At 73.7% G+C, this 23,577-nt stretch carries 25 protein-coding genes; 10 read left to right on the forward strand and 15 right to left on the reverse strand.

The features are described from left to right. The first annotated feature begins 122 nt into the window (after window positions 1-122). The gene (locus ACFIF2_RS01955; protein ID WP_395570668.1) at window positions 123-1,277 is read left to right on the forward strand and encodes a hypothetical protein; all 1,155 of its coding nucleotides are present in this window, start codon (window positions 123-125) and stop codon (window positions 1,275-1,277) included. A 106-nt stretch (window positions 1,278-1,383) separates the two neighbouring features. On the opposite strand, the gene ACFIF2_RS01960 is transcribed toward ACFIF2_RS01955, so the two are convergent. After that, a complete protein-coding gene (locus tag ACFIF2_RS01960) occupies window positions 1,384-2,070 on the reverse strand; it encodes a maleylpyruvate isomerase N-terminal domain-containing protein (protein ID WP_395570669.1) in 687 nt (228 codons plus the stop codon). A 128-nt stretch (window positions 2,071-2,198) separates the two neighbouring features. Here ACFIF2_RS01960 and ACFIF2_RS01965 point away from each other — a divergent pair, with 128 nt between their 5' ends. Genes ACFIF2_RS01965 through ACFIF2_RS01975 form a run of 3 tightly spaced genes read left to right on the forward strand, consistent with a single transcriptional unit; the run spans window position 2,199 to window position 5,907 of the window. Continuing rightward, window positions 2,199-2,759, forward strand: a complete 561-nt coding sequence (locus ACFIF2_RS01965) for a (2Fe-2S)-binding protein (protein ID WP_395570670.1) — start codon at window positions 2,199-2,201, stop codon at window positions 2,757-2,759. Continuing rightward, complete coding sequence (locus ACFIF2_RS01970; protein ID WP_395570671.1) at window positions 2,760-3,752, forward strand: FAD binding domain-containing protein; 993 nt, start codon at window positions 2,760-2,762, stop codon at window positions 3,750-3,752. It abuts the gene before it with no gap. Window positions 3,753-3,777: 25 nt separating this feature from the next. Next, on the forward strand, window positions 3,778-5,907 hold the full coding sequence (locus tag ACFIF2_RS01975) for a xanthine dehydrogenase family protein molybdopterin-binding subunit (protein ID WP_395570672.1): 2,130 nt from the start codon (window positions 3,778-3,780) through the stop codon (window positions 5,905-5,907). Between the two features lie 52 nt (window positions 5,908-5,959). Here the strand turns inward: ACFIF2_RS01975 and ACFIF2_RS01980 are convergent, their stop codons facing one another. Then, window positions 5,960-7,345, reverse strand: a complete 1,386-nt coding sequence (locus ACFIF2_RS01980) for a hypothetical protein (RefSeq protein WP_395570673.1) — start codon at window positions 7,343-7,345, stop codon at window positions 5,960-5,962. A gap of 203 nt (window positions 7,346-7,548) precedes the next feature. On the opposite strand from ACFIF2_RS01980, the gene ACFIF2_RS01985 reads away from it, so the two are divergent. The 3 genes from ACFIF2_RS01985 (at window position 7,549) to tgmB (ending at window position 9,185) form a co-directional block, all read left to right on the forward strand. Beyond that, a complete protein-coding gene (locus ACFIF2_RS01985) occupies window positions 7,549-7,872 on the forward strand; it encodes a YkvA family protein (protein WP_395570674.1) in 324 nt (107 codons plus the stop codon). 118 nt (window positions 7,873-7,990) lie between these two features. Further along, window positions 7,991-8,182, forward strand: coding sequence for a putative ATP-grasp-modified RiPP (tgmA, locus tag ACFIF2_RS01990; protein WP_395570675.1), 192 nt, complete (start codon window positions 7,991-7,993; stop codon window positions 8,180-8,182). A gap of 16 nt (window positions 8,183-8,198) precedes the next feature. Beyond that, window positions 8,199-9,185, forward strand: a complete 987-nt coding sequence (gene tgmB, locus ACFIF2_RS01995; RefSeq protein ID WP_395570676.1) for an ATP-grasp ribosomal peptide maturase — start codon at window positions 8,199-8,201, stop codon at window positions 9,183-9,185. A 27-nt stretch (window positions 9,186-9,212) separates the two neighbouring features. Here tgmB and ACFIF2_RS02000 read toward each other — a convergent pair whose 3' ends face one another. Both ACFIF2_RS02000 and ACFIF2_RS02005 read right to left on the reverse strand, forming a co-directional pair. Then, entirely contained in the window at window positions 9,213-9,428 is a 216-nt protein-coding gene (locus ACFIF2_RS02000; RefSeq protein WP_395570677.1) for a hypothetical protein, read from the reverse strand. 111 nt (window positions 9,429-9,539) lie between these two features. Then, window positions 9,540-10,040, reverse strand: coding sequence for a hypothetical protein (locus ACFIF2_RS02005; protein ID WP_395570678.1), 501 nt, complete (start codon window positions 10,038-10,040; stop codon window positions 9,540-9,542). Between the two features lie 230 nt (window positions 10,041-10,270). Here ACFIF2_RS02005 and ACFIF2_RS02010 point away from each other — a divergent pair, with 230 nt between their 5' ends. After that, window positions 10,271-11,236, forward strand: coding sequence for a GlxA family transcriptional regulator (locus tag ACFIF2_RS02010; RefSeq protein ID WP_395570679.1), 966 nt, complete (start codon window positions 10,271-10,273; stop codon window positions 11,234-11,236). A gap of 65 nt (window positions 11,237-11,301) precedes the next feature. On the opposite strand, the gene ACFIF2_RS02015 is transcribed toward ACFIF2_RS02010, so the two are convergent. From ACFIF2_RS02015 to ACFIF2_RS02035, 5 genes are all read right to left on the reverse strand, one after another. Further along, window positions 11,302-11,565 carry a DUF5133 domain-containing protein gene (locus ACFIF2_RS02015; protein WP_395570680.1) on the reverse strand — a complete coding sequence of 88 codons (264 nt, stop codon included), beginning with the start codon at window positions 11,563-11,565 and terminating at the stop codon, window positions 11,302-11,304. Between the two features lie 192 nt (window positions 11,566-11,757). Next, on the reverse strand, window positions 11,758-13,527 hold the full coding sequence (locus tag ACFIF2_RS02020) for an ABC transporter ATP-binding protein (RefSeq protein WP_395570681.1): 1,770 nt from the start codon (window positions 13,525-13,527) through the stop codon (window positions 11,758-11,760). Window positions 13,528-13,630: 103 nt separating this feature from the next. After that, on the reverse strand, window positions 13,631-14,173 hold the full coding sequence (locus ACFIF2_RS02025) for an MOSC domain-containing protein (protein ID WP_395570682.1): 543 nt from the start codon (window positions 14,171-14,173) through the stop codon (window positions 13,631-13,633). A 205-nt stretch (window positions 14,174-14,378) separates the two neighbouring features. Beyond that, the gene (locus ACFIF2_RS02030; protein WP_395570683.1) at window positions 14,379-14,927 is read right to left on the reverse strand and encodes a hypothetical protein; all 549 of its coding nucleotides are present in this window, start codon (window positions 14,925-14,927) and stop codon (window positions 14,379-14,381) included. 27 nt (window positions 14,928-14,954) lie between these two features. Beyond that, complete coding sequence (locus tag ACFIF2_RS02035; RefSeq protein WP_395570684.1) at window positions 14,955-15,533, reverse strand: ATP-binding protein; 579 nt, start codon at window positions 15,531-15,533, stop codon at window positions 14,955-14,957. 181 nt (window positions 15,534-15,714) lie between these two features. Here ACFIF2_RS02035 and ACFIF2_RS02040 point away from each other — a divergent pair, with 181 nt between their 5' ends. Continuing rightward, window positions 15,715-15,942, forward strand: a complete 228-nt coding sequence (locus ACFIF2_RS02040) for a DUF397 domain-containing protein (protein ID WP_395570685.1) — start codon at window positions 15,715-15,717, stop codon at window positions 15,940-15,942. Between the two features lie 149 nt (window positions 15,943-16,091). Then, the gene (locus tag ACFIF2_RS02045; RefSeq protein WP_395570686.1) at window positions 16,092-17,012 is read left to right on the forward strand and encodes a helix-turn-helix domain-containing protein; all 921 of its coding nucleotides are present in this window, start codon (window positions 16,092-16,094) and stop codon (window positions 17,010-17,012) included. Window positions 17,013-17,092: 80 nt separating this feature from the next. On the opposite strand, the gene ACFIF2_RS02050 is transcribed toward ACFIF2_RS02045, so the two are convergent. The 6 genes from ACFIF2_RS02050 to ACFIF2_RS02075 all read right to left on the reverse strand — a co-directional run bounded on the left by ACFIF2_RS02050 (window position 17,093) and on the right by ACFIF2_RS02075 (window position 23,131). Further along, the gene (locus tag ACFIF2_RS02050) at window positions 17,093-17,911 is read right to left on the reverse strand and encodes an SAM-dependent methyltransferase (protein WP_395570687.1); all 819 of its coding nucleotides are present in this window, start codon (window positions 17,909-17,911) and stop codon (window positions 17,093-17,095) included. A gap of 149 nt (window positions 17,912-18,060) precedes the next feature. Further along, a complete protein-coding gene (locus tag ACFIF2_RS02055; protein ID WP_395570688.1) occupies window positions 18,061-19,341 on the reverse strand; it encodes an ABC transporter substrate-binding protein in 1,281 nt (426 codons plus the stop codon). After that, window positions 19,338-20,456: a branched-chain amino acid ABC transporter permease gene (locus ACFIF2_RS02060; RefSeq protein ID WP_395570705.1), complete on the reverse strand. Its 1,119-nt coding sequence runs from the start codon at window positions 20,454-20,456 to the stop codon at window positions 19,338-19,340. Before ACFIF2_RS02060 ends, ACFIF2_RS02055 begins: the two co-directional genes overlap by 4 nt. Window positions 20,457-20,586: 130 nt before the next feature. Next, window positions 20,587-21,486, reverse strand: coding sequence for a branched-chain amino acid ABC transporter permease (locus ACFIF2_RS02065; protein WP_395570689.1), 900 nt, complete (start codon window positions 21,484-21,486; stop codon window positions 20,587-20,589). Beyond that, the gene (locus ACFIF2_RS02070) at window positions 21,483-22,283 is read right to left on the reverse strand and encodes an ABC transporter ATP-binding protein (protein ID WP_395570690.1); all 801 of its coding nucleotides are present in this window, start codon (window positions 22,281-22,283) and stop codon (window positions 21,483-21,485) included. Before ACFIF2_RS02070 ends, ACFIF2_RS02065 begins: the two co-directional genes overlap by 4 nt. Then, entirely contained in the window at window positions 22,280-23,131 is an 852-nt protein-coding gene (locus ACFIF2_RS02075) for an ABC transporter ATP-binding protein (RefSeq protein ID WP_395570691.1), read from the reverse strand. Before ACFIF2_RS02075 ends, ACFIF2_RS02070 begins: the two co-directional genes overlap by 4 nt. Between the last annotated feature and the right edge of the window lie 446 nt (window positions 23,132-23,577).

A 23,577-nucleotide genomic window follows, 5' to 3' on the forward strand; every position in this document is an offset into this window, starting at 1 on the left:
GCCCGCCGGCCGCACCGTGCGCCCCGTCGCGGCCCGCCCGGCCGGCGGACCCCCGGGTGTTCTCCGCTGACCTGCGCCGACGATACTTGCCTACGTCCGTGCCCCTGCTCCCCGATGGACTCATGCCGACCTCTTCCACCGACCGCCCCACGACTCCCCCCACGGTGTGGCCCGCTCGCGGGCGCCACGTCGGATCGGCGGCGGAGGACACCGTCCGGCACACCCTGCGGCGGCTGAAGGACAGTCGCGTCCTCGACGACTTCCACGAACTGCCCGGGGAACGGCCGCAGGAGCAGGCCGCCGGGGTCCGGATCTTCGAGGCGCGGTGGAAGGCACCGGAGGCCGTGACCGTGCGGGCCCGGCTGATCCTGGAGCCCCACTCGGCGGGCGGGCAGGAATGGATCCTCCTCGCCGAGGCCGAGGACGCCTGGGACCCCGCCTGGCCCTCCCCCGCCACCATGTTCTGGCCCGACGACCCGGACGTGACCTGGGACCGCGACGCCGCGACCGGGCTGCGCCTGCGGGGCATCAACACCCTGCCGGACGACGACAAGGCCGTACGCCGGCTGCTCAAGGAGGCCGGGCACAGCCCCTGGAACATCCACGTCGTCGTGCACGAGGCCATGACGCCCGACCACCGCGGCCGGGTCCCGCTCGCCGACCGGCTGCCGCCCGGTCTGCGGCACCGCGTGGTCGAGCACCGCGCCGCACCGCAGCAGCTGCGGGTGGTGAACTGGGCCCTGGAGGACTTCGGTGTCCAGGTGCCGCGCGGCGGTGCCGTGATCCTGCCCGGCACACCGGCCCCGGCCGGCTACGAGGCCCGGGACTTCTCCGTCCGCTCCGTCTTCCTGGACGGCACCGAGCCGGCCGAGCTGCTGGCGGCGGTGACGTCCTTCGCCGCGCTGCCGAGGCCGCTGTCGCCGGACGCGCAGGAGGCCCTCACGGGACTGCGGGAGGACTGGCGGCTGCTGACCATGGCCGAGGAGCTGGAGCGCGAACGCAAGCTGGTGGCCATGTACGCCGAGGCGCTGGAGGCCATGACGCAGTCCCGGGACCTGTACCGGGAGGCGGCCGAGCGCGCGGCCGAGGCCCTGGCCGCGTACCGGGAGTCCGCCGGGTCCGCCCCGGCCGGCCCGCCACCGTCGCGGACACCGGCCGCGTCCCCGCTGCGGGGGCTGACCCGCACGCTGGACCGTCTCCGGCTCCCCGGCCGGCCCCCGCGCCAGGGAACCGACGGACGCGACGACACCCACCCGCCGTCGCGACAGGACGACTGACGGCCCCGGGCTGACCGCCGTCCACCGTGACCGGCGGCGGTGGCCGTCACCCCGTGGCCGACGGCCGGTGGCCGGACGGTCGGGGGGCGGATGGCCGGCCGTCGGTTCAGCTGAAGAGCGGGATCCGGTCCGCGTCCGGGCCGAGGGTCCGCCGTTCCGCCTCCGTGAGCGGTGTGCGTCCGGTGGCGGCGCGGGCGTAGTGCTCGTCGCCCCAGTCCAGCGGCACCGGGCGGCCCAGGAGGCCGTCGAGGGTGACGCGGACCGCGGTCAGCCCGGCCGGTGACGGCCCCGGAGCGGTGGGCAGCGCGCGTGCCAGGTCGAGGTGGTGGACGGTGGCCTCGACGCCCAGGGTCGTCAGCAGGTCGCCGACGGTCAGTACGTGCCCCTGGGTGGCCACCCGGCGCTCGGGGTCGGCCTCCGACGCGGCCGTCACCGTGGCCGCCGCCGTCTCCAGGTACAGCTCCCTCAGGCGGCCGAAGTCGGGGAACGTGCTCGCGGCGACCCGGGTGCGGCGCAGCTCGTGGGCCGCGCCGACGGGGTCGGGCGCCCAGTCCCGCCAGTACGTGACGGCGTCCCGGTCGGGTGGGGGCGCGGCGGGCGTGTGCAGGGCCACCAGGGCCCGCTGGGCGTCCGTGAGCAGGTGGTGCACCAGATCGCCGACGGCCCACCCGGCGCAGTCGGTCGGCAGCCACGCCTCCTCCTCGCCGAGCGGGGCGACCACGGCCGCCAGCGCCGCGTAGGCGTCGCGCAGGACGCCGGCCGGACGGGCGCGGTCTTCGGATCCCGGGGTCATGGCGCCACCTTACGGCCGCCCGCGCCGGCCGCCGCGGGCGAGTGAGGGCACCCTCACGTGTCAGCGGGCGTGACGTGGATACGCGGTCGGCACGGCAGCACGGCCCGTCCCGGAAGGTCACCGACGCCATGGACAGCCAGCACGAGGGCACCGCCCCCGCATCACCACCTCGGACGTCCCGTTCCGAGACCACGCTCCGCGTGAACGGCAAACCGCACACCCTCACCGTCGACCACCGCCGCGTCCTGCTGGACCTGCTGAGGGAGGACCTCGGTCTCGCGGGAGCCAAGAAGGGCTGCGACCACGGGCAGTGCGGCGCCTGTACGGTCCTCGTGGACGGACGGCGCGTCAACAGCTGTCTGCTGCTCGCCGTCGCCCTGGACGGCTGCGAGGTCACCACCGTCGAGGGCCTCGCCGGGGACGGCGAGGAACTGCACCCCCTGCAGCGGGCGTTCCTGGAGCGCGACGCGTTCCAGTGCGGGTACTGCACCCCGGGCCAGATCTGCTCCGCGGTCGGCGCGCTCGCCGAGGCCGCCGCCGGGCACCCGTCCCACGTCACCGACCCGGCGACGCCCTCCGGGGAGCCCGTCGCGCTGGACCGGGACGAGATCCGGGAGCGGCTGAGCGGCAACCTGTGCCGGTGCGGGGCCTACCCGCGCATCGCCGACGCGGTCGAGGACGTGATCTGAGTGAAGTCCTTCGCCTACGTACGCGCCGGCAGCGTCGAGGAGGCCACCGACGCGTTCGCGGCCCATCCCGGCGCCCGCTACCTCGGCGGCGGCACCAACCTCGTCGACCTGATGAAGCTCGGCGTGGAGACCCCCGCCGCCCTCGTCGACGTCACCCGGCTCCCGCTGGACGCGGTGGAGGAACTGCCCGACGGCTCCCTGCGCGTCGGCGCGACCGTCCGCAACAGCGACCTCGCCGCCCACCCCGTCGTCCGCGACCGCTACCCCGCGCTGTCGCAGGCCCTGCTGGCGGGTGCCTCCGGGCAGCTCCGCAACGCCGCCACCACCGGCGGCAACCTGCTCCAGCGCACCCGCTGCCCCTACTTCCAGGACCTCTCCAAGCCCTGCAACAAGCGGGAGCCCGGCACCGGCTGCGGCGCGCTGGAGGGCGTGCACCGCGACCACGCGGTCCTCGGCCACTCCGACCAGTGCGTCGCCACGCACCCCTCGGACATGGCGGTGGCGCTCGCCGCCCTCGACGCGCGCGTGGAACTGCACGGTCCGGAGGGCACGCGCGGTGTTCCCGCCGCCGACTTCCACCGGCTGCCGGGGCAGCACCCGGAGCGGGACACGGAGATCCACCCCGGCGAACTGATCACCGGGGTGCTCCTGCCGGCCGCCACGGCCGGGCTCCCGTCCGCCTACCGCAAGGCCCGCGACCGGACGTCGTACGCCTTCGCCCTGGCCTCCGTCGCCGCCGTCCTGCACCTGCGGGACGGGGTGGTGGACCGGGCCGGGATCGCCTTCGGGGCGCTGGCGCACCGCCCCTGGCGGGCGCGGCGGGCCGAGGACGCGCTGGTCGGCGCGGCCCCCACGGCGGCGGCGTTCGAGCACGCCGTCGACCTGGAGCTGGCCGCCGCCGAACCGCTGCGGGACAACGCCTACAAGGTGCCGCTGGCCCGCCGGCTGGCGCTGGACGTACTGGGCCGGCTCGCCCCGCCGGCCACGACATGAACCCGGCGTCCACGAGGAGGACTCCATGACCGGCACCGAGACCGTCCTCGGCGCTCCCGTCGAGCGCCGGGAGGGGCGGGAGAAGGTCACCGGCACGGCCCGGTACGCCGCCGAGTACGACCTGCCCGGCCGCGCCCAGGCCTGGCCCGTCCCGGCGGCGGTCGCGCGGGGCCGGGTGACCGGCGTCGACACCGGCCCGGCGCTCGCCCTGCCCGGCGTACTCGCGGTGCTCACGCACGAGAACGCCCCCCGGCTCGCGGACCCGGAGGACCCGACGCTGGCCCTGCTGCAGAGCCCGCACGTCCCGCACCGCGGCTGGTTCGTCGGCCTGGTGGTGGGCGAGACGCTGGAGGCGGCCCGGGCCGGCGCCGCGGCCGTCCGGGTCACGTACGAGGCGCAGGACCACGACGTGACGCTCACCGCCGACGATCCCCGGGCGTACGTCCCTGAATCGGCGAACGGCGGGTTCCCGGCGGTCACCGGGCACGGCGACCCCGACGGTGCCTTCGCCGCCTCGGCGTCGCGGGTCGACGTCGCGTACCGGGTCCCGCCGCTGCACAACCATCCGATGGAGCCGCACGCCAGCACGGCGTGGTGGGACGGCGACCGACTGACGGTGCACTCCTCCAGTCAGGGCACCAGCGCGGTACGCACCGAACTCGCCACGATGTTCGGGCTCGCGGAGGACCGGATCACCGTGCTCGCCGAGCACGTGGGCGGCGGCTTCGGGTCGAAGGGCACGCCCCGCCCGGACGTGGTCCTCGCCGCGATGGCGGCGCGCGAGACCGGCCGGCCGGTCACCGTCGCGCTGCCGCGCCGCTTCCTGCCCGCCGTCGTCGGCCACCGCGCGCCGACCCTGCACCGGTTGCGGCTGGCCGCCGACGCAGGCGGCCGGCTCACCTCGCTGGTGCACGAGGTGACGACGTACACCTCCCGGGTGAAGGAGTTCGTGGAGCAGGCGGCGGTACCCGCGCGCGTCATGTACGCCGCTCCCGCACTGCGCACGCTCCACCGCGTCACCCGGCTCGACGTGCCCACGCCGTCGTGGATGCGCGCCCCGGGCGAGTGCCCGGGCATGTACGCGCTGGAGACCGCGATGGACGAGCTGGCCGTCGAACTCGGCATGGACCCGGTCGAGTTGCGCGTCCGCAACGAGCCGGAGACCGAGCCCGACAGCGGCCGGCCCTTCAGCAGCAGGCATCTGGTGGAGTGCCTGCGCGAGGGCGCCCGCCGGTTCGGGTGGGAGGGCCGTGATCCCCGTCCCGGTTCCCGGCGGACCGGGGACCTGCTGGTCGGCAGCGGGGTGGCGGCCGCGACGTACCCGGTGCTGGTTTCGCCGTGCGTCGCCTCGGCGCGGGCGCTGCCGGACGGCGGTTTCCTGGTGCGGGTCAACGCCACCGACATCGGCACGGGTGCCAGGACGGTCTGCGCGCAGATCGCGGCCGACGCGCTCGGTGTCCCGCTGGACCGGGTCCGGGTCGAGGTCGCGGACAGCGGCATCGGGTTCGCGCCGATGGCCGGCGGGTCCTCCGGCACCGCGTCCTGGGGCTGGGCGGTGCACGAGGCGTGCTCCCGGCTGACCGACCGGCTGGCCGCTCACGCGGGGCCGTTGCCCGACGAGGGGATCGCGGCCGACGCCGACACCTCCGGGACCGCCGACGCCGAGAGCCCCTTCGCGCGGCACGCGTTCGGCGCGCACTTCGCCGAGGTCACCGTGGACACGGTCACCGGCGAGGTGCGGGTGACGCGGATGCTGGGGGTGTTCGCGGCGGGGCGCGTCCTCAACGCCCGTACGGCGCGCTCCCAGTTCATCGGGGGGATGACCATGGGCCTGGGCATGGCGCTGACCGAGGACAGCACGGTGGATCCGGCGTTCGGCGACTTCACCGAGTCGGACCTGGCCTCGTACCACGTGCCCGCGCACGCCGACGTCGCGGACGTGGACGCACACTGGATCGACGAGGACGACGCCCACCTCAACCCGATGGGCAGCAAGGGCATCGGGGAGATCGGCATCGTGGGCTCGGCGGCCGCCGTGGGCAACGCCGTCCACCACGCCACGGGCATCCGCTTCCGGGAACTCCCGCTCACGCCGGACCGGGTGCTCACCGGTCTGCTGGAGCACGCGCATCCGCCGGGCACGCTGGGTACGTGAGCGCGGCCCGTGGTCCACCGCGGACCACGGGCCGTACGTGCGGGGCGGGCGGTCAGTCCGTCGCGCGACTCGCCCGGACCAGCGGACGGTTCGGCCGGCGCCCGGCGGGCGCCTGCGAGGCCACCCGCACGCACAGGGCGGTCAGCGCCACCAGCGACGCGAGGACGGCGACCGCGACGGCGACCCGGGTGGGTGCCAGCGTGAGGTCCACGGCCCGGGAGATCCGGGAGGAGGGCGTCGCGCTGCCGTAGAGCTTGGCCGCGGCCAGCGCCGCCGGTGCCACGACCGCCGCGGCGAGCAGCGGTACGGCGGGCCGCACGGTCAGCAGCAGGGCCAGCAGCAGGCAGAGCGCGGACAGGCCGAGGGCGACACCGTAGGCGCGGGCGGAGGCATCGTTCTGGTGCAGCGGGAAGTAGGCCACGCCGCACCCGGCCAGGACGGCGACGGTGAGCCAGGCCGGCCAGGTCACGGCCCCGGCGGACCGGGCCGCCGTCCGCTCCCGGTCGGGCGGCGCCGTGCCGTCGGCGCCCTCGCGTGTCCGGCGGGCGGGCCGCGGCGCCCTGCGGCGTTCGCCGCGGCCCCGGCGCTCGGCCGCCCCGAACGCCCCGGCGAGTCCTCCCCGTCGGGCGGCGGGCTTCCGCTCCTCCTCATGACCGGTCACGTCCTGGCCGGTCATGTCCTGGCCCGTCACGTCCTGGCCGGTCGCGTCCAGAGCCGCCCGGGGGCGGCGGGCGTCGGGGCGGTCCTGGCGTGTCCGCCCGTCCTCGGCCATCCTGCCGATCAGCTCGACCAGTTCCTCCACGGGCCGGCCGGTCGCGGCGGCCCGTACGGCCTCCTGCCCGCAGTGCGGTTGCAGGGGCGTGCGGTGCAGCAGGTCCATCAGCCGGGTCACGTCCTCCACCGAGCGGCACTCGGCCGCGGCCCGGATGGCCTCGTCCGCGCTGTCCGGATGACGCGGCGGCCGGGTCAGCAGGCCGACCAGCCGGGTGACGTCGTCCACGGAGCGGTTCACTCCGACGGCGCGGAGCGCGTCGACCGTGGCCCGCGCGTACTGCGGGGACTGCTCCAGCGTCGTGATCAGCTCGACGACCTCCTCCAGCGGCCGGTCCGCCACCGCGGCCCGCACCAGGTCGCCGACGGGGTCGCCGTACTCGCGCGCCGCCGTGCCGGGGGCGTCGGGCCCGTGGAGGCCGGGTTCACGGGGGCCGAGGTCGTCCGGCAGGCCGGGCCGCCGGGGGCCCAGGTCGTCCAGGTCGTCGTCGAGGTCGTCCAGGAAGCCGGGGTCGGGCGGGTCGAGGTCGGGCACGTCGGCGGGCTCGTCCGGCGCGGTCGAGCGGACCGGGTGGGTGCCGGTGGCCGTGGTCGTCTCCCCGGTGGGCAGGTCCACGGCGGATATGGCGTACTCGGGCGAACGGGGTGTGGAAGAGCCGGTGGTCATGATCTCTCCGTGTGGTGGGGGTGCGGCCGCCCTGCGTCCCCGACGTGCGACACGCTGTGTGCTGACCATTACTAGGCACGCCCGGCGGGCGATGCCACCGGAGTGGGCCACAGGGATGACAGAACCGTCCGAGCGGACTTGCCGACGCCTCGAACGGGCATCCGGGGAGTAGGCGCGCGCCGCGCGCCAGGAGGAGGGGCGGGGTGGACACGACCACAGTGGTGATCATCGCGGCGGTGCTGCTGGCGGCCGTCGTGCTCGCCACGGCGATCGGCGTACTGGTGCGGCTGGTCCGCACCCGGCGGGACCTGAGGCGGGCCGGGCTTCCCACCGGACCGCGGTGGGTCTTCTGGGGCGCCGTCCTCTACCTGGTGCTGCCGACGGACCTGGTGCCCGATCCCGTCTACCTGGACGACATCGGCGTCCTGCTCCTCGCGCTGCGTTCCGCGCGCGGTTCGCTCGGCGGCCGGCGGGCGGCCCTGGAGCAGCGGGCGGGCACCCGACCGCCCGGTGATTACGCAGCGTAAGGAAACCAATCACCCGTTCGATTCGTATAAGTCTCTGGAAGCCGAAGGAAGTCGGCGGACCAGGCGACTTCGCACAGGAACCTCGCCTGATCGGCGCAGCACCGACTAGGGAGAGACGATGCAACCGTTCGCGCTCGACTACGCACGGCCCGCAGTGGAGTCGGAAGCCACGATTCCGTACGTCTACGACTCCGGGCTGCAGTTGAACGTGCTGTTGGACGGGCGGGTGGCCGCCTGTGACCACGCGTTGCTCAGGGAGCTGGGGACCACGACCTCCACCGCGGGGTCGAAGACCCACTTCGACGACTGACCACGGGCCGTCGAGAATGACCGTGCTGATCCTGACCTGTGAAGAGGACGTCACCACCGACATGGTGGTCGTGCACCTGAACGCGGCGGGGGTGCCGGTGGTCCGCCTGGACCCCGCCGATCTGACCGCGTCGGTCGCGCTCTCCGGCGAGTTCGCGCACGGCTCCTTCCGGGGCCACCTGTCGGCGGGGGACCGGCTGGTGAGCATCGGCGGGCTGCGGTCCGTCTGGGTGCGCAGGCCGGGTGGTGCGGCCACGCGGGCCGCCGAGCCCTCCGCGTGGCTGACCGAGGAGTCCGGTCAGGCGCTCTACGGCATGCTCCGGGGGTGCGGGGCGCGCTGGATGAACCAGCCCGACGCGGCCCACCGGGCCCGGTACAAGCCCTGGCAGCTGCGTCTGGCCCAGCGGTGCGGCCTGCCGGTGCCGGCCACGTTGATCACGACGTTTCCCCGGGCGGCCCGCGAGTTCGCCGAGCGGTATCCGGACCTGGTGGTCAAGCCCGTCTCGGGCGCGCATCCGCAGGATCCGCCGCGGGCGGTGCCGGCCAGCAGGGTGCCGCCCGAGGCCGACTTCTCGGCCGTCGCCCACGGCCCGACGCTGCTGCAACGCCGGGTGGCCAAGCGTGCCGACATCCGTCTCACCGCCGTAGGCGACGCGTTGCTGGCCGCGCGCAAGACGACCCTCATGGAGCCGGACCCCGCCGAGGTGGACGTGCGCTTCGCCGCGTCCCCGGAGCCGTGGCGGCCCGCCGAGGTACCGCCACGCGTGGCCGACGCGGTCCGCGCCTACCTGCGGGCCGCGGGACTGGCCTACGGCGCCCTGGACTTCGTCGAGGACGGCGACGGGACGTGGTGGTTCCTGGAGTGCAACCAGTCCGGGCAGTTCGGCTTCGTCGAGGTGGACACGGGGCAGCCGATCGCCCGCGCCATCGCCGACTGGCTGGCCCGGCCCGCCACCGAGGACCCGGTGGACGCGGGCGGTCCCGGGACGGTGTTCGCCGGGTGAGGCGGAGTGGTCCGTCGCCGCCCGGCCTCAGTGCGGGCGCGGGCCCGGCAGCAGGGCCGTGCGCTGCCAGCCGGCCCCGGGGGACGGCTGGCGCCCCCCGCCGGGCAGGTGCCCGGGTGCGCGCAACGGACGCATGACAACCTCCAGTTCCCTGGTCACGCGCTCGGCATCCCGTCGCACCTGCTCGGGGACGTCACCGCGTTCGGCGACGAGTCGGTCGTAGATGGGGGAATCCTGGAACACCCGTCAACGTGCCTTTCGTGTCGTCCGCCTCCGTACGGAGGCGCGACTGAGCAGTCTAGGCGCCCGTCCACCCGCGGGTGCGCATTCCCTCCTCACGGGTGACCCGGGGGCTCAGGCGCCGGTGGTGGAACCGGGCCGCACGATCATGAGCACCGTCACCGTGGCCCACAGCAGGTTGAACAGGCCGGTGAACATGGCGAGGCGGGCGGTACGGGCGCGCTCGACGGGCCGCCGGTCGGCCACCTCCTCGAGGAGTTCCTCCTGGCGGGGCAGGACGAAGGCGACCAGGACGCCGGCGGCGGCAGCGGTCAGGGCGATGGACGTGACGAGCCAGGCGTCCCCGAGGACGCCCATCGCGACCGCGGTGGCGAGGCCGAGGACCGGCACCGCGATCCCGAGTCCGGCATAGACCCGGCAGATGCGGTGCAGCAGCCGGACGGTACCCACGTCCCCCGCGTCCCCCGCATCCGGTGCGTGCCCGCCCGCGCCGCCGGCGGGCACGGGCGACGCCACCCGGCGGACGGCCGGCGGGAACATGCTGGCGGCGACGGTGACCGGCCCGACGGCGAGGATGGCGGCCAGGACGTGGAGGGACAGCAGGAACTTGGTCATCGGTCGGGGCTCCGGAGGCGGGATCGGTCGGTGCGAACGGTCGGTGCGAACGGTCGGTGCGGTGGAAGCCACGCTAGGAAGCGGCCGGGCCGGCGGACAGCGGCTGAAACGACAGCTTCCGACGGGTTCTCGCCAACCCCCTCACCCGGCGGTGACCGGCGGCGCGAGGTCCGGACCGGGCCTGACCGGGGCGTTCCGCGCACGGCGGGAATCCGTCTATCGTGGCCGCCATGCACTCCGTGGCGATCCTGGTCCTCGACGACGTGGTGCCGTTCGACATGGCGGCGCCCATGCAGGTGTTCGACTGGACGCGGCTGCCCGACGGACGCAGTCCGTACCGCGTCCGCCTGTGCGCCGAGACGCCCGAGGTGCGCACGGACGGGCTCACCCTCCGTGTCGACCGGGGCCTGGAGGCACTGGAGTGGGCCGACACCGTCATCGTGCCGGGCCGCTCCGAGGAGCAGGGCCCGCCCTCCGACCGCGTCCTGTCCGCGCTGCGGCGGGCGGCCGGTGCCGGTACGCGGATCGCGTCGGTGTGCGTGGGCGCCTTCGTCCTCGCGGAGGCCGGGCTGCTGGACGGGCTGCGGGCCACCACCCACTGGATGGCGACGGCGGAACTGGCCCGCCGCTTCCCGGGGGTCGAGGTGCAGCCGGACGTCCTCTACGTCGACAACGGGCAGATCCTCACCTCGGCGGGCGCCGCCGCCGGTCTGGACATGTGCCTGCACATGATCCGCCGCGACCTGGGCTCGGCGGTCGCCGCGCACGCCGCCCGGATGTGCGTCGTACCGCTGGAACGGGAGGGCGGGCAGGCCCAGTTCATCGTGCACGAGCGCCCGCCGGTACCCCGGGGCTCGGACCTGGAGCCGCTGCTGGAGTGGATCGAGGACCATCTGGCCGAGGAGGTCACCCTCGGCGCGATGGCGGCGCGCGCGGGCATGAGCGAGCGCACCTTCAGCCGCAGGTTCCGCGAACAGACGGGGACCACCCCGCTGCAGTGGCTGCTACGGGCGCGGGTGCGGCGCGCCCAGTACCTGCTGGAGAACGGCGACCACTCGGTGGAACGGATCGCGCGGCAGGCGGGGTTCGGCTCGGCCACCGCATTCCGCGAGCGGTTCCGGCGGGTGGTCGGCACGACTCCGTACGCCTACCGCGCGGCGTTCCACGGCAGGCCGGCGACCCCCGCCGAGCCGTAGGGCCCGCCCCGCGGACCGGCCCGGCGTGTGGGCCCGGTCCCCGGACGGGCCCGGGTACGGCGTTCTCACACGGCCAGCGACAGGCCGCTCTCCCCCTCCGGGTCCGCCACGCGGACGGTGTCCGGCATCCGCCCCTTGGCGAGCAGCAGCGCGTCCGCCTTGGCCAGCGCGTCGCGGATACTGGTCGTCGCCGTCATCACGCACAGCGTGTAGCTGACGTCCGCCAGCTCGCGCGCCGTCTCCGGCCGCTGACTCTCCGCCTGCGCGATCCGCAGTGACGCGTACCGCGTCAGCAACTCTCTGACGACCTTCGGGTCCGGCTCGAGCACGAATCGCCCCTCTCTCGATTTTCGCTGCGTATGCCCGAACCCGGCGGAAACACTCACATCATGCGCGCCGCTGCTCGCAATTGACGAAAATCCGTCGGTTTGTGTCCGACCATCGCCGCAAAAGGTCGACGACTTGGTTGAAAAGGGACACGATCGCCGCCCACGGATCCATGTCGGGCAACAGCCGGAGGGTCAGGCGACCTGGCCGCCGTGCAGTGCCGTGTACGCCCCTCCCCTGCCCAGGAGTTCCTCGTGGGTGCCCACCTCCTGGATGCGGCCCTCCCCCATCACCACGATGCGGTCCGCGCCCCGCACGGTGGACAGCCGGTGCGCGACGACGAACGTGGTGCGTCCGCGCAGCAGCCGGGCCAGCGCCTGCTGGACGAGCGCCTCGGAGCGGGTGTCCAGCGCGGAGGTCGCCTCGTCCAGGACGAGCACCTTGGGGTCCCGTATCAGGGCGCGGGCGATGGCCAGCCGCTGGCGCTGCCCGCCGGACAGCCGGGCGCCGTGCTCGCCGACCAGCGTGTCGAGGCCCTGCGGCAGCCGGTCGACGAACTCCAGCGCGTTGGCGTCGCGCAGGGCCGCGCGCACCTTCGCCTCGTCGGCGTCGTCCATGCCGTAGGCGACGTTCTCCCGGATCGTGCCGTCGAACAGGATCGACTCCTGCGGGACCACCGAGACGAAGCGCCGGTACGTGCGCAGGTCGAGGGTGTTCATGTCGGTGCCGTCGAGCAGCAGCCGGCCCGAGGTCGGCCGCAGGAAGCCGATGACCAGGTTGAGCACGGTGGACTTGCCCGCGCCGGACGCGCCGACCAGGGCGACGGTCTCGCCGGGGCGGACCGCGAGCGTGAAGTCGCTCACCGCGGGCCGCCCGTCGCCCTCGTAGACGTGGCCGACGTCCTCGAAGGTCACGGCCCCGCGCAGCGAGGCCAGTTCGGCCTTGCCCTCGTTGTCCTCCAGTTCGGGAGCCTGGAGCACCTCGCCGACCGAGCGGACGGACTCCAGGCCCTTGGTGATGACGGGGGCCAGCCCCGCCAACGTTGTCGTGGAGTTGGTGAGGGTGGTCAGGAAGGCGCTGAGCATGACGACGTCACCGGCGGTGACCCCCCAGACGCCGTGGTACGAGACCAGGGCGGCGCCCGCGAGGACGAGGACGCCGACCACGTTGAGCACGACCCAGGACAGCGAGCCGAAGCGGCCGTTGACCAGGTCCAGGCGCATCCCGGAGGTCAGCAGGCGGTCCAGGGTGCCGTCCATGCGGCGCAGCGCCTTGCCCTCCAGACCGTGGGCGCGGGTGACGGGGATGAGCCGGGTCATCTCCGTCACCCGGGAGGACAGGGCCTCGACCTCGTGGCGGAAGTGTTCGTTGTGGGCGCGCAGCCGGGCGCGGAGCCGGGCCACGAGCAGGGAGGCGGCGGGCACCACGACGAGGAAGACGGGCAGGAACTCCGGTGTGCGCACGGCGATGATGACGAGACCGCCGGTGAGGACGGTGAGCGCGCCGAGGCCCGTCTCGGCGGTCTGCTGCACCATCTGCTCCACCGTCTCGACGTCCCGGACGACCTTGGCCTGCAGGACGCCGGCGCTGACGCGGGAGTGGTAGCCGATGGAGAGCTGCTGCATGCGGGTGCACAGCGCGGACCGCAGTGCGGTGCCCATGCGGCGGACGCTGCCGTACAGGAGGCGGACGTAGAGCAGGTGCAGCGGGTAGTTGACCACCAGGATGAACATGATGATCCCGGTGCTGGTCCACAGGTCGCCGAGGGGCCCGTGCTGGACGACGGTGTCGATGATGGACGCGGTGATGAGCGGCAGCAGCCAGACGGGGCTGTGCTTCACGGTGAAGACCGCGACCGCCCCGGCCAGGCGGTGACGGTCGGCGCGGAACAGGTAGACGAGCGTGCGTATCGGGTGTTCGCCCCGGTAGCGGTGATCGAGCGGCTTTTCCAATGACGACGCCATCGGCGTGGTCCTCCTGGTGACCGAGTGGGGCAAGCGCTTACTTCCCGCGCTTTCCTACCCGTTCGCCGAGGAGGGCGCCACACCCTTCCGTACGTCGGGACGATCAGACCCGGTCCAGGGGCCGGTGCGGACCGCTGGGGAGCTGTGCCTCCACCGTGTCGCCGGGGCGCACTACTCCGCCTTCCTTCACGATGCTCATGATTCCGGCCTTGCGCACGACGTTCCCCGCCTCGTCGCGGCCGACGACCCGCTTCAGGAGTCCGTCCCGGAAGTGGTCGATCTGCAGGCAGGGGTTGCGCAGGCCGGTCACTTCCAGGACGGCGGAGTCGCCGATGCGCAGCAGGGTGCCGACGGGGAGACCGAGCAGGTCGATGCCGCGTGTGGTGATGTTCTCGCCGAGGTCGCCGGGCGCCACGTCGAAGCCTTCCTCGCCGACCTCGGCGAAGAGTTCCTCGTGAAGGAGGTGGACCTGGCGCAGGTTCGGCTGGGTGGGGTCCTGCGCGACGCGGGAGCGGTGCCTGACCGTCACACCGGCGTGCACGTCGCCCTCCACGCCGAGCCCGGCGAGCAGTGTGACGCTGTCCCGGTTCGGCTTGGTGAACGAGTACTCCCCGTTGCTGCTGACCGCCGTCACCCTGCCGCTCATGCCGCGTCACCCCTCGTCGGTACGTGTCCCGGCCATGAGCCTAACCCTGGCCGCTCAGGGCGACGGCGACGATCCACCGAGGGCGGGGCCGTCATGCCGGAGTCCGGCCGGCGAGGCGGCCGGCGCGGCGGCGGCATCCGGTCGTGGAACCCTTCCCCGTCGGGGGGAGAGACCCGCGCCTTCTCCCCCGTGGAGGGCGCGGGTCTCAGTCTCCGAGGGTGCGGGCCAGCTCCGTCGTGGCGCGGGTGATCTCGCTGTCGTCCTCGGCCAGCAGCCGCTCCAGCTCCTGCCGCCGGGACCGGACGGCCTGCCGGGCCGCGCGCTCCCAGGCCACCGGGTTCTCGCGGTGGTTGAGCAGTTTGGGGTAGACGGTGGCCGTGGTCTCCCACTGCCGGGCGTCGGCGATGTTCTTGAGCAGCTGGATGATCTGCGCGCGGCAGTTCACCTGGGGCCGCTGGGCCAGTTCCCACAGGAAGGGGACGGTGGCAGCGGTGGCCTGTTCGACGACGAAGCCGTACTGGCAGATGCGCTTGCGCAGATCGCCGAGGGCGGCGCGGGCGGTCTCGGCGTCGCCCCAGGCGACCTTGCGCAGCAGCCTGGGAATCGCCGCGGCCGAGCCGCTGGAGTCCTGGATGTCGCTCCACGGAACGCTGTCCAGCCCCGCGAGGGGGGAGGCGGTCCTGGGCACGCCGGGCGGCTGCGCCTGGCGGTCGGTGCGCGGGGTGCTCGGCTCGGGTGTCGGAGCGCTGCGCATGGTGGGGGCCCTTCCGCGGCAGTCGGGTCAGGTGAGGGGGCGGGTCGACAACATGGCCCAGACGGTCTTGCCCGCGGGAGGCCTCGGGGTCCAGCCCCATTCCTCCGCGAGGGCGTCGACGATGCACAGGCCGCGTCCGTGCTCCGCGAGGGCGAGGTCGCCGGACGGGGAGAACACGGGCGCGTTGTCGCCGGGGTCGGAGACAGTCAGCATCAGGTGGTCGCCGTCCAGCGCGAGCCCCAGCCTCACCTCCGGCACACCGGCCGCCGCGGAGGGAACCGCGTGGGTCACGGCGTTGGAGGCGAGCTCGGTGATCACGAGCACGGCGTCGTCGGCGTGACGGTCGAGGGCCCAGCCGCTCAACGTGTCCCGCGTGAAGACCCTGGCCCGGGCGAAGCCCTGTCCGCTGCACGCGATGCGCAGTACGGCGGACGCGGTCCGGCCGCCCGGCAGCCGGTGTTTCGCGTACGGAGCCGACGACGGCCACTCGTCCCGGCCGGCGACGGGCCGTGCCGTGTCCGGGAGACGGCCGAACCGGCTCGCCGCGCCCGCCTCCGACGCTGGTTCGCCGGACGACCGGAGCGTGGAATGCGCAGGTGACGGCACGGCATCTCCCTGATGCGACGTCAGAACGGGGCGGCCAACCAGGGGTTGACGCCACGGCTATTATCCACGCTGACAGCGCTCGCGTGCAATTGCACGAGAAATTGCGCGGAAAAAAATCGGATGGGAGCGCACGGGGACCGACGGGACTCGGTCCGCTCCCCCGAACGGCAAGGAGATCGCGGTGCCACCAGTGCACAACGGAGTGCGGGCCAGCTCTTTGGAGGCCCGCTGGACCAAGAGCCGGCACAGCAACGCCGAGGGCAACTGCGTCGAGGTCGCCCTCGTGGACGGAGGCATCGCGGTGCGCAACTCCCGTGATCCGGACGGTCCCGCGCTCGTCTACACCCCCGCGGAGGTGGCCGCCTTCCTGGCCGGGGCGAAGGAGGGCGAGTTCGACCACCTGCTGTGAGCGGGCCGGACGCCACCGGGGCGGGCGGGGCGAGGTCGCCGCACGCGGAAGCGGAGACCAACTACCCGTTTACCACTGGCGGATGCGGCGGGCACAGGCGGGATGAGATAGTGTGGTTTCTCAAGTCTGCCGGTCTGCTGGGAGTCAGGATGTCCGCCGCGTCATCGCCTCGCATCTCCCGTCTCGAACCCTATCTGGACCGGGTCGAGCCCGCCCCGACCCTGCTGAAGATGCTCGTCGGTGTGCAGCTGGCGGGCTTCCGCGAGGACGCCGGCCTGTCCCAGGACCAGGCGGCACGCGACCTCGGGTTCAGCGCGGCGAAGCTCTCGCGCATCGAGTCGGGCAAGGGCCGCAGGCCCCCGACGGAGACCGACGTCCGCGCCCTGCTGGAGCGGTACGGCACGGATCCCTACGAGGCGTCGGTCCTGCTCAAGCTGTTGCAGCGCGCCGGTGAACCGGGCTGGTGGCAGCGGTACGACAAGCGTCTGATGCCGGAGTGGTTCGACCGCCTGGTCGGCCTCCAGGAGGCCGCGGCGACCATCCGCACCTTCGAGATCCAGTACGTCCCCGGCCTGCTCCAGACGGCGGCCTACACCCGGGCCGTCGTCGAGCGGGGCCTGCCGAACGCGACGGGCGCCGAGGTGCAGCGCCGTGTCGAACTGCGCATGCGCCGCGCGGAGCTGCTGCATCGCGGTGACGCCCCGCAGTTGTGGGCGATCATCGACGAGTCCGTGCTGCTGCGCGTGCTGGGCAGCCGCGAGGTCATGCGGGAGCAGCTCGAACACCTCGTCGAGATGGCCGACGAGCCGCATGTGACCTTGCAGATCGTGCCGTTGGACGTGACGAACGCGTCGGCACCCGCCATCCCGATCACCTATCTGCGCTTCGGCGGCGTCGACCTGCCCGACGTCGTCTACCTGGAACACATCCGCAGCGCCAACTTCCTCGAGGACCTCGACGAGACCGAGGAATACCGGGTCGCGCTGGACCGGCTGGCCGACGAGGCCCTGACCCCGCGCGCGTCGAAGGACCTGCTGCGCCAGACGATGGCCTCGCGCTACCCCGAGTAAACCCAGCGACGAGTCGGCCGGGCGGCGAACGGAAGGGCCGCACGCGTCGCGTGCGGCCCTTCGTGCCGGCCCGGGGGCCGCTAGCGGATGCGACCCAGGCCGCCGAACTCGATCCACTCGTCGGTGAGCTGGCGGGGCGCCACCTCGCTGTCCGGACGCCAGGTGGAGACCTCCACCAGCCCCGGCTCCATGATGTCCATGCCCTCGAACAGGGCCTCCACGTCCTTCGGTTCGCGGACCCGGCCCCAGTGTCCCTGCGTGGCCTGGTCCATGAAGTCCGTGACGAACTTCCGCACTTCCGCGTCCTCGCTGACCAGCTGGCACATCACGGCGTAACTGCCGGGCACGAGCCGCTCGGTCACGCGCCGGACGACCGCCATCGGGCCGTCGGTGTCGCTGTCCGGGATGCAGTGGAAGACCGAGTTGAACAGCACGGCGACCGGCTGCGAGAAGTCGATCAGCCGCTGGGTGTCCGGGTGGGAGAAGATCTCCTCCGTCGAACGCATGTCGGCGTGGATGACCGCGGTCTGGTCGTTCTGGTCGAGCAGCGCGCGGCCGTGGACCAGCACCATCGGGTCGTTGTCGACGTAGACCACACGGGATTCCGGGTCGACGCGCTGCGCGATGGTGTGCACGTTGTCCTGCGTGGGCAGGCCGGATCCGTGGTCGAGGAACTGGCGGATGCCGTATTCCTGGGCGAGGACCCTGACCACCCGCTGGAGGAAGCGCCGGTTGTTCAGCGCCAGCCGACGGGTGCTGGGGACGACCTTGTCGAGTTCACCGACCGCCGCCCGGTCGGCCGCGTAGTTGTCCTTGCCGCCCAGGTAGTAGTCGTACATGCGCGCGGCCGTGGGCACGCTGGCGTCGATCTCCGTGGACAGCTGCTTGTCGGCTTGCATCGTTCCCCCAGCTCCGGACGGGCGCCAACTGGACTGGCATGACAGAGAGTACATCCTAGGGACCCGGTGGTCAGGGAAACCAGAGGGTGGGCCCAGTGGCCGCCAAGGCGACTGCCGCGCAGTCGAGTTGGCGGCCACCGGCCCCTCACTCAGCCGCGTGCGGCCAGGTACGCGTCGACGCCCGGCGCCTTGTGCGCCTCCTCCACGACGACGAGCCCGCCCACGGCCTTGGCGTCAGGCTTGAGCACGTAGGTGGACCGGCTGGCCGGCTCGGTCACGAGGGAGAAGTTCTGCGGGGTGCCGAGGCCGGTGTCGGCGTTCTTCTGCGACCGGTGCGCCTTCACGACGGCCTCCCGGGTGAGGCTGCCGCCCTCACAAGCCTTCTTCAGGTCGGAGCCCATGAGCTGGGCGGCGTTGTAGCCGGAGAGCACTCCGGAGTCGACCGGCTCGCCCGGGTACTTCTTGGTGTACGAGGCGACCATCTTCTTGACGCCGGGCAGGTCGGAGCTGGTCGCCGGGGCGGCGCTGACGACGTGGACCATGGCCTCGAGCGCCGGTGCCGCGGGCGTCTTCATCAGCTGCGGGGAGTAGCCGGGAGCGCTGCTGACGATCGGCACCTGGAGGCCGCGGGCGGCGGCCACGCCCGCGAGGGACGCGGTCTGGGCGGGGCCGGCGCTGATCAGGACGGCCTTGACGCCGGCCTTCCGCAGCGCGGAGACCTGGGCGGACAGGTCGGTGTCGGTGGCCTTGATCTTCTGCCCGACCACCTTCATCCCCGCCTGTTCGGCGGCCCACTCTGAGCCCTCCAGCGCGTTGGCGCCGTAGTCGCCCTCGAAGTACACGTGGCCGATGGTGTCGCCCTTGGCGATCTTCTTGGCACGGGTCAGGAAGTCCACCGCGGCGATCATGTCGAGGTCGTAGGTGGTGCCCAGGACCTGGACCGGGTCCATGCCCAGCAGGGAGGCGGCCCACGCCTGCGGGAAGGTCAGCATGTGGTCCCGCTCGATGTCGTCGAGCAGCGCCGCGACCACCGGCGAGCCGATGACCTGGGGCAGCGCGACGACGTCCGGGGAGATGTCGGCGTACGCGGTGACCGCCTTCTGCACGTCGTAGCCGTGGTCCTTGACGACGATCTCGACCTTGCGCCCGCAGATGCCGCCCGCGGCGTTGGTCTCGTCGGCCCACATCTGCTGGGCCTGCACGATGGACTTGCCGAGGGTGGCGTAGGGGCCGGTGAGGTCGGTCAGCGCGCCCAGCTTGATGGCCTTCTCGCTGACGCCGGGGCCGGCCTTGACGCCGTCGGCGGCGTCGTCGGTGCTTCCGCCGTCCGCCTTGGAGCTGCATGCGGTGCCCGCGAGCAGCACGGCGGCCAGTGCCGCGGCCAGGGCGGCGGTCCGGGTGGTGCGGGACCTGGGGTGCGTGACGTTCACGGGGTGTGCTCCTTGGCTCGTGCGGTGGGTGCGGTCGTTGCGGTCGTTGCGGAGGAGGCGTCGGGTGGGGACCCGGTGCCGGAGGGGTCGGTGGCGGGTGGCCGGCGGCGGCGCAGGCGGGCGCGGGTCCGCCGGGCGAGCCCGTGCAGTCCGTCGGGGGCGTAGAGCAGGATCACGACGATCGCCGCGCCGTAGAGGTAGCGGGCGGCCTCGGTCGGGCCGATCGAGCCGTCGCCGGAGCCCGGCGTCGCCACCAGCGGCAACTGGTCGGCGTAGCGCGTCATCAGCAGCGGCAGCGCGGTGACGAAGACGGCGCCGGCGGTGGCTCCGGCCACCGAGCCGAGGCCGCCGATGACGATCATGGCGAGGTAGTCGACGGAGAGGAGGAGGGAGAAGTAGTCGGGCACCACGCGGCGGAAGGAGAGCGCGAGCAGGACGCCGGCGAGGCCCGCGTACATCGAGGAGACGACGAACGCGGCCGAGCGGTAGCGGGCCACGTGCACGCCCATCACGGACGCCGCGGTCTCGCTGTCGCGCAGCGCCACCAGGGCGCGTCCGGGGCGCCCGCGCAGCAGTCCGCGGGCGGTGAACCAGGTGAGGGCGAACAGGGCGAGGCCGAGGTACCAGAGCCGTTCCTCGGCGCCGAACGGCACGCCCATGACCGTCAGTTCGGGGTCGGACTCGGCGAAGGTGAACCCGCCGATCTCCAGCGGCGGCACCGAGCTTCCGTTGAAGCCGCCGGTGACGGAGTCCGCGGTGAGCAGGACGTGGTGGCCGAGGAAGACCAGGGCGAGGGTGGCCACGCCCAGGTAGACGCCCTTGACCCGGCCTGCGACGGGGCTGAACAGGCCGCCCGCGGCGCCGGCGAGCAGCACGGCGAGGACCGCGGCGACGGCGGGCGGCAGCCCGGGGCCGGTCTCCCCCGCCAGCCACACGTAGCCGTAGGCGCCGACGGCGAGGAAGAAGGCGTGTCCGAGGGAGAGCTGGCCCGCGGTGCCGCTGAGCAGGCCGAGCCCGATGGCGCCGATGGCCGCCGCCATGGAGAACAGGCCGATGCGCAGCCAGAACGCGTCCAGGTAGAAGGGCAGGAGGCACAGGAGGAGGGCGGACAGCAGGAGCGGGCCGCGTTTGAGGAGGCCGCTCCGGTCGAGGCCGCGCTTGGCAGGGCCGCTCTTGGCGGGGCTGGTTTTGGCGGGGCCGCTCTTGGTGTGGCCGCTCTCGGTGAGGCCGCTCTTGGTGAGGCGGTCAGACACGGGTCGCTCCCTTCGCCGCGAAGAGCCCGGCGGGGCGCACCAGGAGGACCAGCACCATCACCGCGTACGGGGCGACGTCGCCGAAGCCCTCGCCGAGGACGTGCAGGTCGGACTGGTAGCCGGCGACGAAGGCCTCGGTGAGGCCGATCAGCATGCTGCCGACCAGGGCGCCGACCGGGGAGGCCATGCCGCCGAGGATGGCGGCCGGGAAGGCCTTCAGGGCGATCTGCCCGGTGGTGCGTTCCAGTCCGGGCGCCGGGAAGGCGACCAGGAAGACCGCGGCGAGTGCGGCCAGTCCCCCGGCCAGGCACCAGGCGACGGTGCGTACGCGGGTCAGCCGTACGCCCATCAGGGCGGCGGCCTCGCCGTCCTCGGCCGCCGCGCGCAGCGACAGGCCCCAGGGGGTGAACCGGAAGAGGGCGAAGGCGCCGCCGATGGCCACGGCGGAGACCAGGATCGCGGCGATGCGGCTGTCGGCTACGGTCACCGGCCCCAGGTCGGTCACCGCGTCGCCCCAGGGGTCGCCGAGCGGCAGCAGGTCGCCGCCGATCCGCCGGGCCAGGTCGGTCACCAGGACGATGTCGACGCCGATGGTGACGATGGTCTGCACATGGGCGGCGTGCGGATCGGTGCCCCCGACCCGCTGGAGCACCAGGCGGTCCAGGACCCCGGCGACGGCGGCCGTCACGAGGACCGCGACGGCCAGCGCGCCGGCGAAACCGATGTCGTCGTTCAGGACGGCGACCAGGTAGCCGCCGAGCAGGAGGAGCGAGCCGTGGGTGAAGCTCAGGACGCCGGACGCCTTGAAGATGGTGACGAAGCCGAGGGCGATCAGTGCGTAGACGGACCCCAGGGCGAGGCCGTTGAGGAGGTTGTCGAGGAAGCCGGTCATGCCGCGTCCTCCCCGCTGGTGCCGGTGCCGAGGTAGGCGCGCAGCACCTCGGGGTCGCGCCGGACCTCGTCGGGGGTGCCGTGGGCGATGGCCTTGCCGAAGTCGAGGACGGTGACGTCGTCGGCGAGGCGCATGACCAGGCCCATGTCGTGCTCGACCAGCACGACGGAGAGGCCGAGTTCGGCGCGGATCTCCCGGACCACCTCGGTCATGCGGGTGCGTTCGGCGGCGTTCATGCCGGCCACGGGTTCGTCGAGCAGCAGGACACGGGGCTCCAGACAGAGGGCACGGGCGAGTTCGACGCGTTTGCGGTCGCCGTAGGAGAGCAGGGCGACGGGAGAGTCGAAGTGGGGGCCCAGGCCGGTGAGTTCGGCGATCTCGCGGGCCTTGGCGAGATGTTCGCGCTGTTCGCGCACGGCGCGCGGCAGACGCAGGGCGCTGGCGGCGAAGCCGGCGCGGGACAGGGCGTGGCGGCCGAGCATCAGGTTGTCGGCGACGGTGCCCTGGGTGGTGACGATGTTCTGGAAGGTGCGGGCCACTCCGAGGGCGGCGATCTTGTGCGGGGCGAGCCGGGTCAGGTCGGCGTCACCGAGGCGCACGGTGCCGGCGGTGGGCCGGTACAGGCCCGACAGGACGTTGAAGCAGGTGGACTTGCCGGCGCCGTTCGGGCCGATGACCGCGTGCACGGTGCCCGGGGTGACGGTGAAGGAGACGTCGTCGAGGGCGACGAGGCCGGCGAAGCGCACGGTGACGCCTCGGACCCCGAGCACGGGGGGTGCGGTGGTGCGGGTGGTCACGCGGCCCCCTTGCCGTCGGTGGCCTCGGTGGTGGCGGTGGTCGCGGTGGTCGCGGTTTCGGTGGTGGTGGCGGTTTCGGTGGTGCCGGTGGTCTCGCCCAGGTAGAGGCGGCGTACGGCGTCCGTGCGGGCGAGTTCGCCCGCGGGGCCGGACAGCCGGATCTCGCCGACCTCCAGGACGTAGGCGTGTTCGGCGAGGGACAGGGCCATGCCGGCGTTCTGCTCGACGAGGAGTACGGCGGTGCCCTGGGCGTTGATCTCGCGGACGACCTCGGCGATGCGGTCCACCATCATCGGGGCGAGCCCGAGGGAGGGTTCGTCGAGCAGGAGCAGCCGGGGCGCGGCCATCAGGGCGCGGCCGATGGCGAGCATCTGCTGTTCGCCACCGGACAGCAGGCCCGCGGCCTGGCGGGTGCGTTCGGCGAGTCGCGGGAAGAGGGTGAAGACCCGCTCCCGGGCCTCGCGGACCTGCGCCGGGGCGCGTCGGCCGAGACCCAGGCCCCCGGACCGCAGGTTCTCGTCGACGGTGAGTCCGGCGAACACCCGCCTGCCCTCGGGCACCTGGACGACTCCGGCGCGTACGGCGGCGACCGGGTCGCGGCCGTCCAGGGCCGTGTCGCCGTAGCGGACGCGGCCGGCCGTGATCGCGCCGCGGTGCAGGCGCAGTGTGCCCGACACGGCCCGCAGCAGGGTCGTCTTGCCCGCGCCGTTGGCGCCGAGCAGCGCGACGACGCCGCCGTGCGGGACGGTCAGGGACACGGAACGGAGGGCGGACAGTGCGCGTCCGTACGCGACGTCGAGGCTCTCGACGTGCAGCGCGGACTCGCCGTCCGGTGGTGCTGCGGGCATCGCGGCTCCTTGGGACCGTGCCGGGGCTCGCCGGCACGGTGACGGGAAAGGGGGAGCTCACGACAGCACGCGCGCCGGTACCGGTACAGGGCCACGGCCCTGGTCGCTGCGGCGTCCCAGTCCCGGGCGGGAGACTCTGTGCGGATGCCCAGACCGGGCGGGGTGGCGGCGGGACCGGTGCGCTACGGGGACCGCGCGAGGGGAGGGGAACGACGGTGCGGTGGCAGGGCGTCGGGGCAGCGTCCTCGGGCTCCCCCTGGCGCGGGAGTCGTCGGGGGGCGCCCGGTGCAGGGCGGGGCGCCCCGGGGGTGGGGGCGGGCGCGCCGGTAGAAGGCGTCCTGGGGTGGCGCCCGGGAAGCCCGGGAAGGGGGCGCGTCGGGGCGTCGTATGACGCTCCACCGGGGCGGGGGGGGGGGGGGGGGGGGGGGGGGGGGGGGGGGCGCCCC

Source organism: Streptomyces sp. BK79 (assembly GCF_044142145.1).
Classification (GTDB): domain Bacteria; phylum Actinomycetota; class Actinomycetes; order Streptomycetales; family Streptomycetaceae; genus Streptomyces.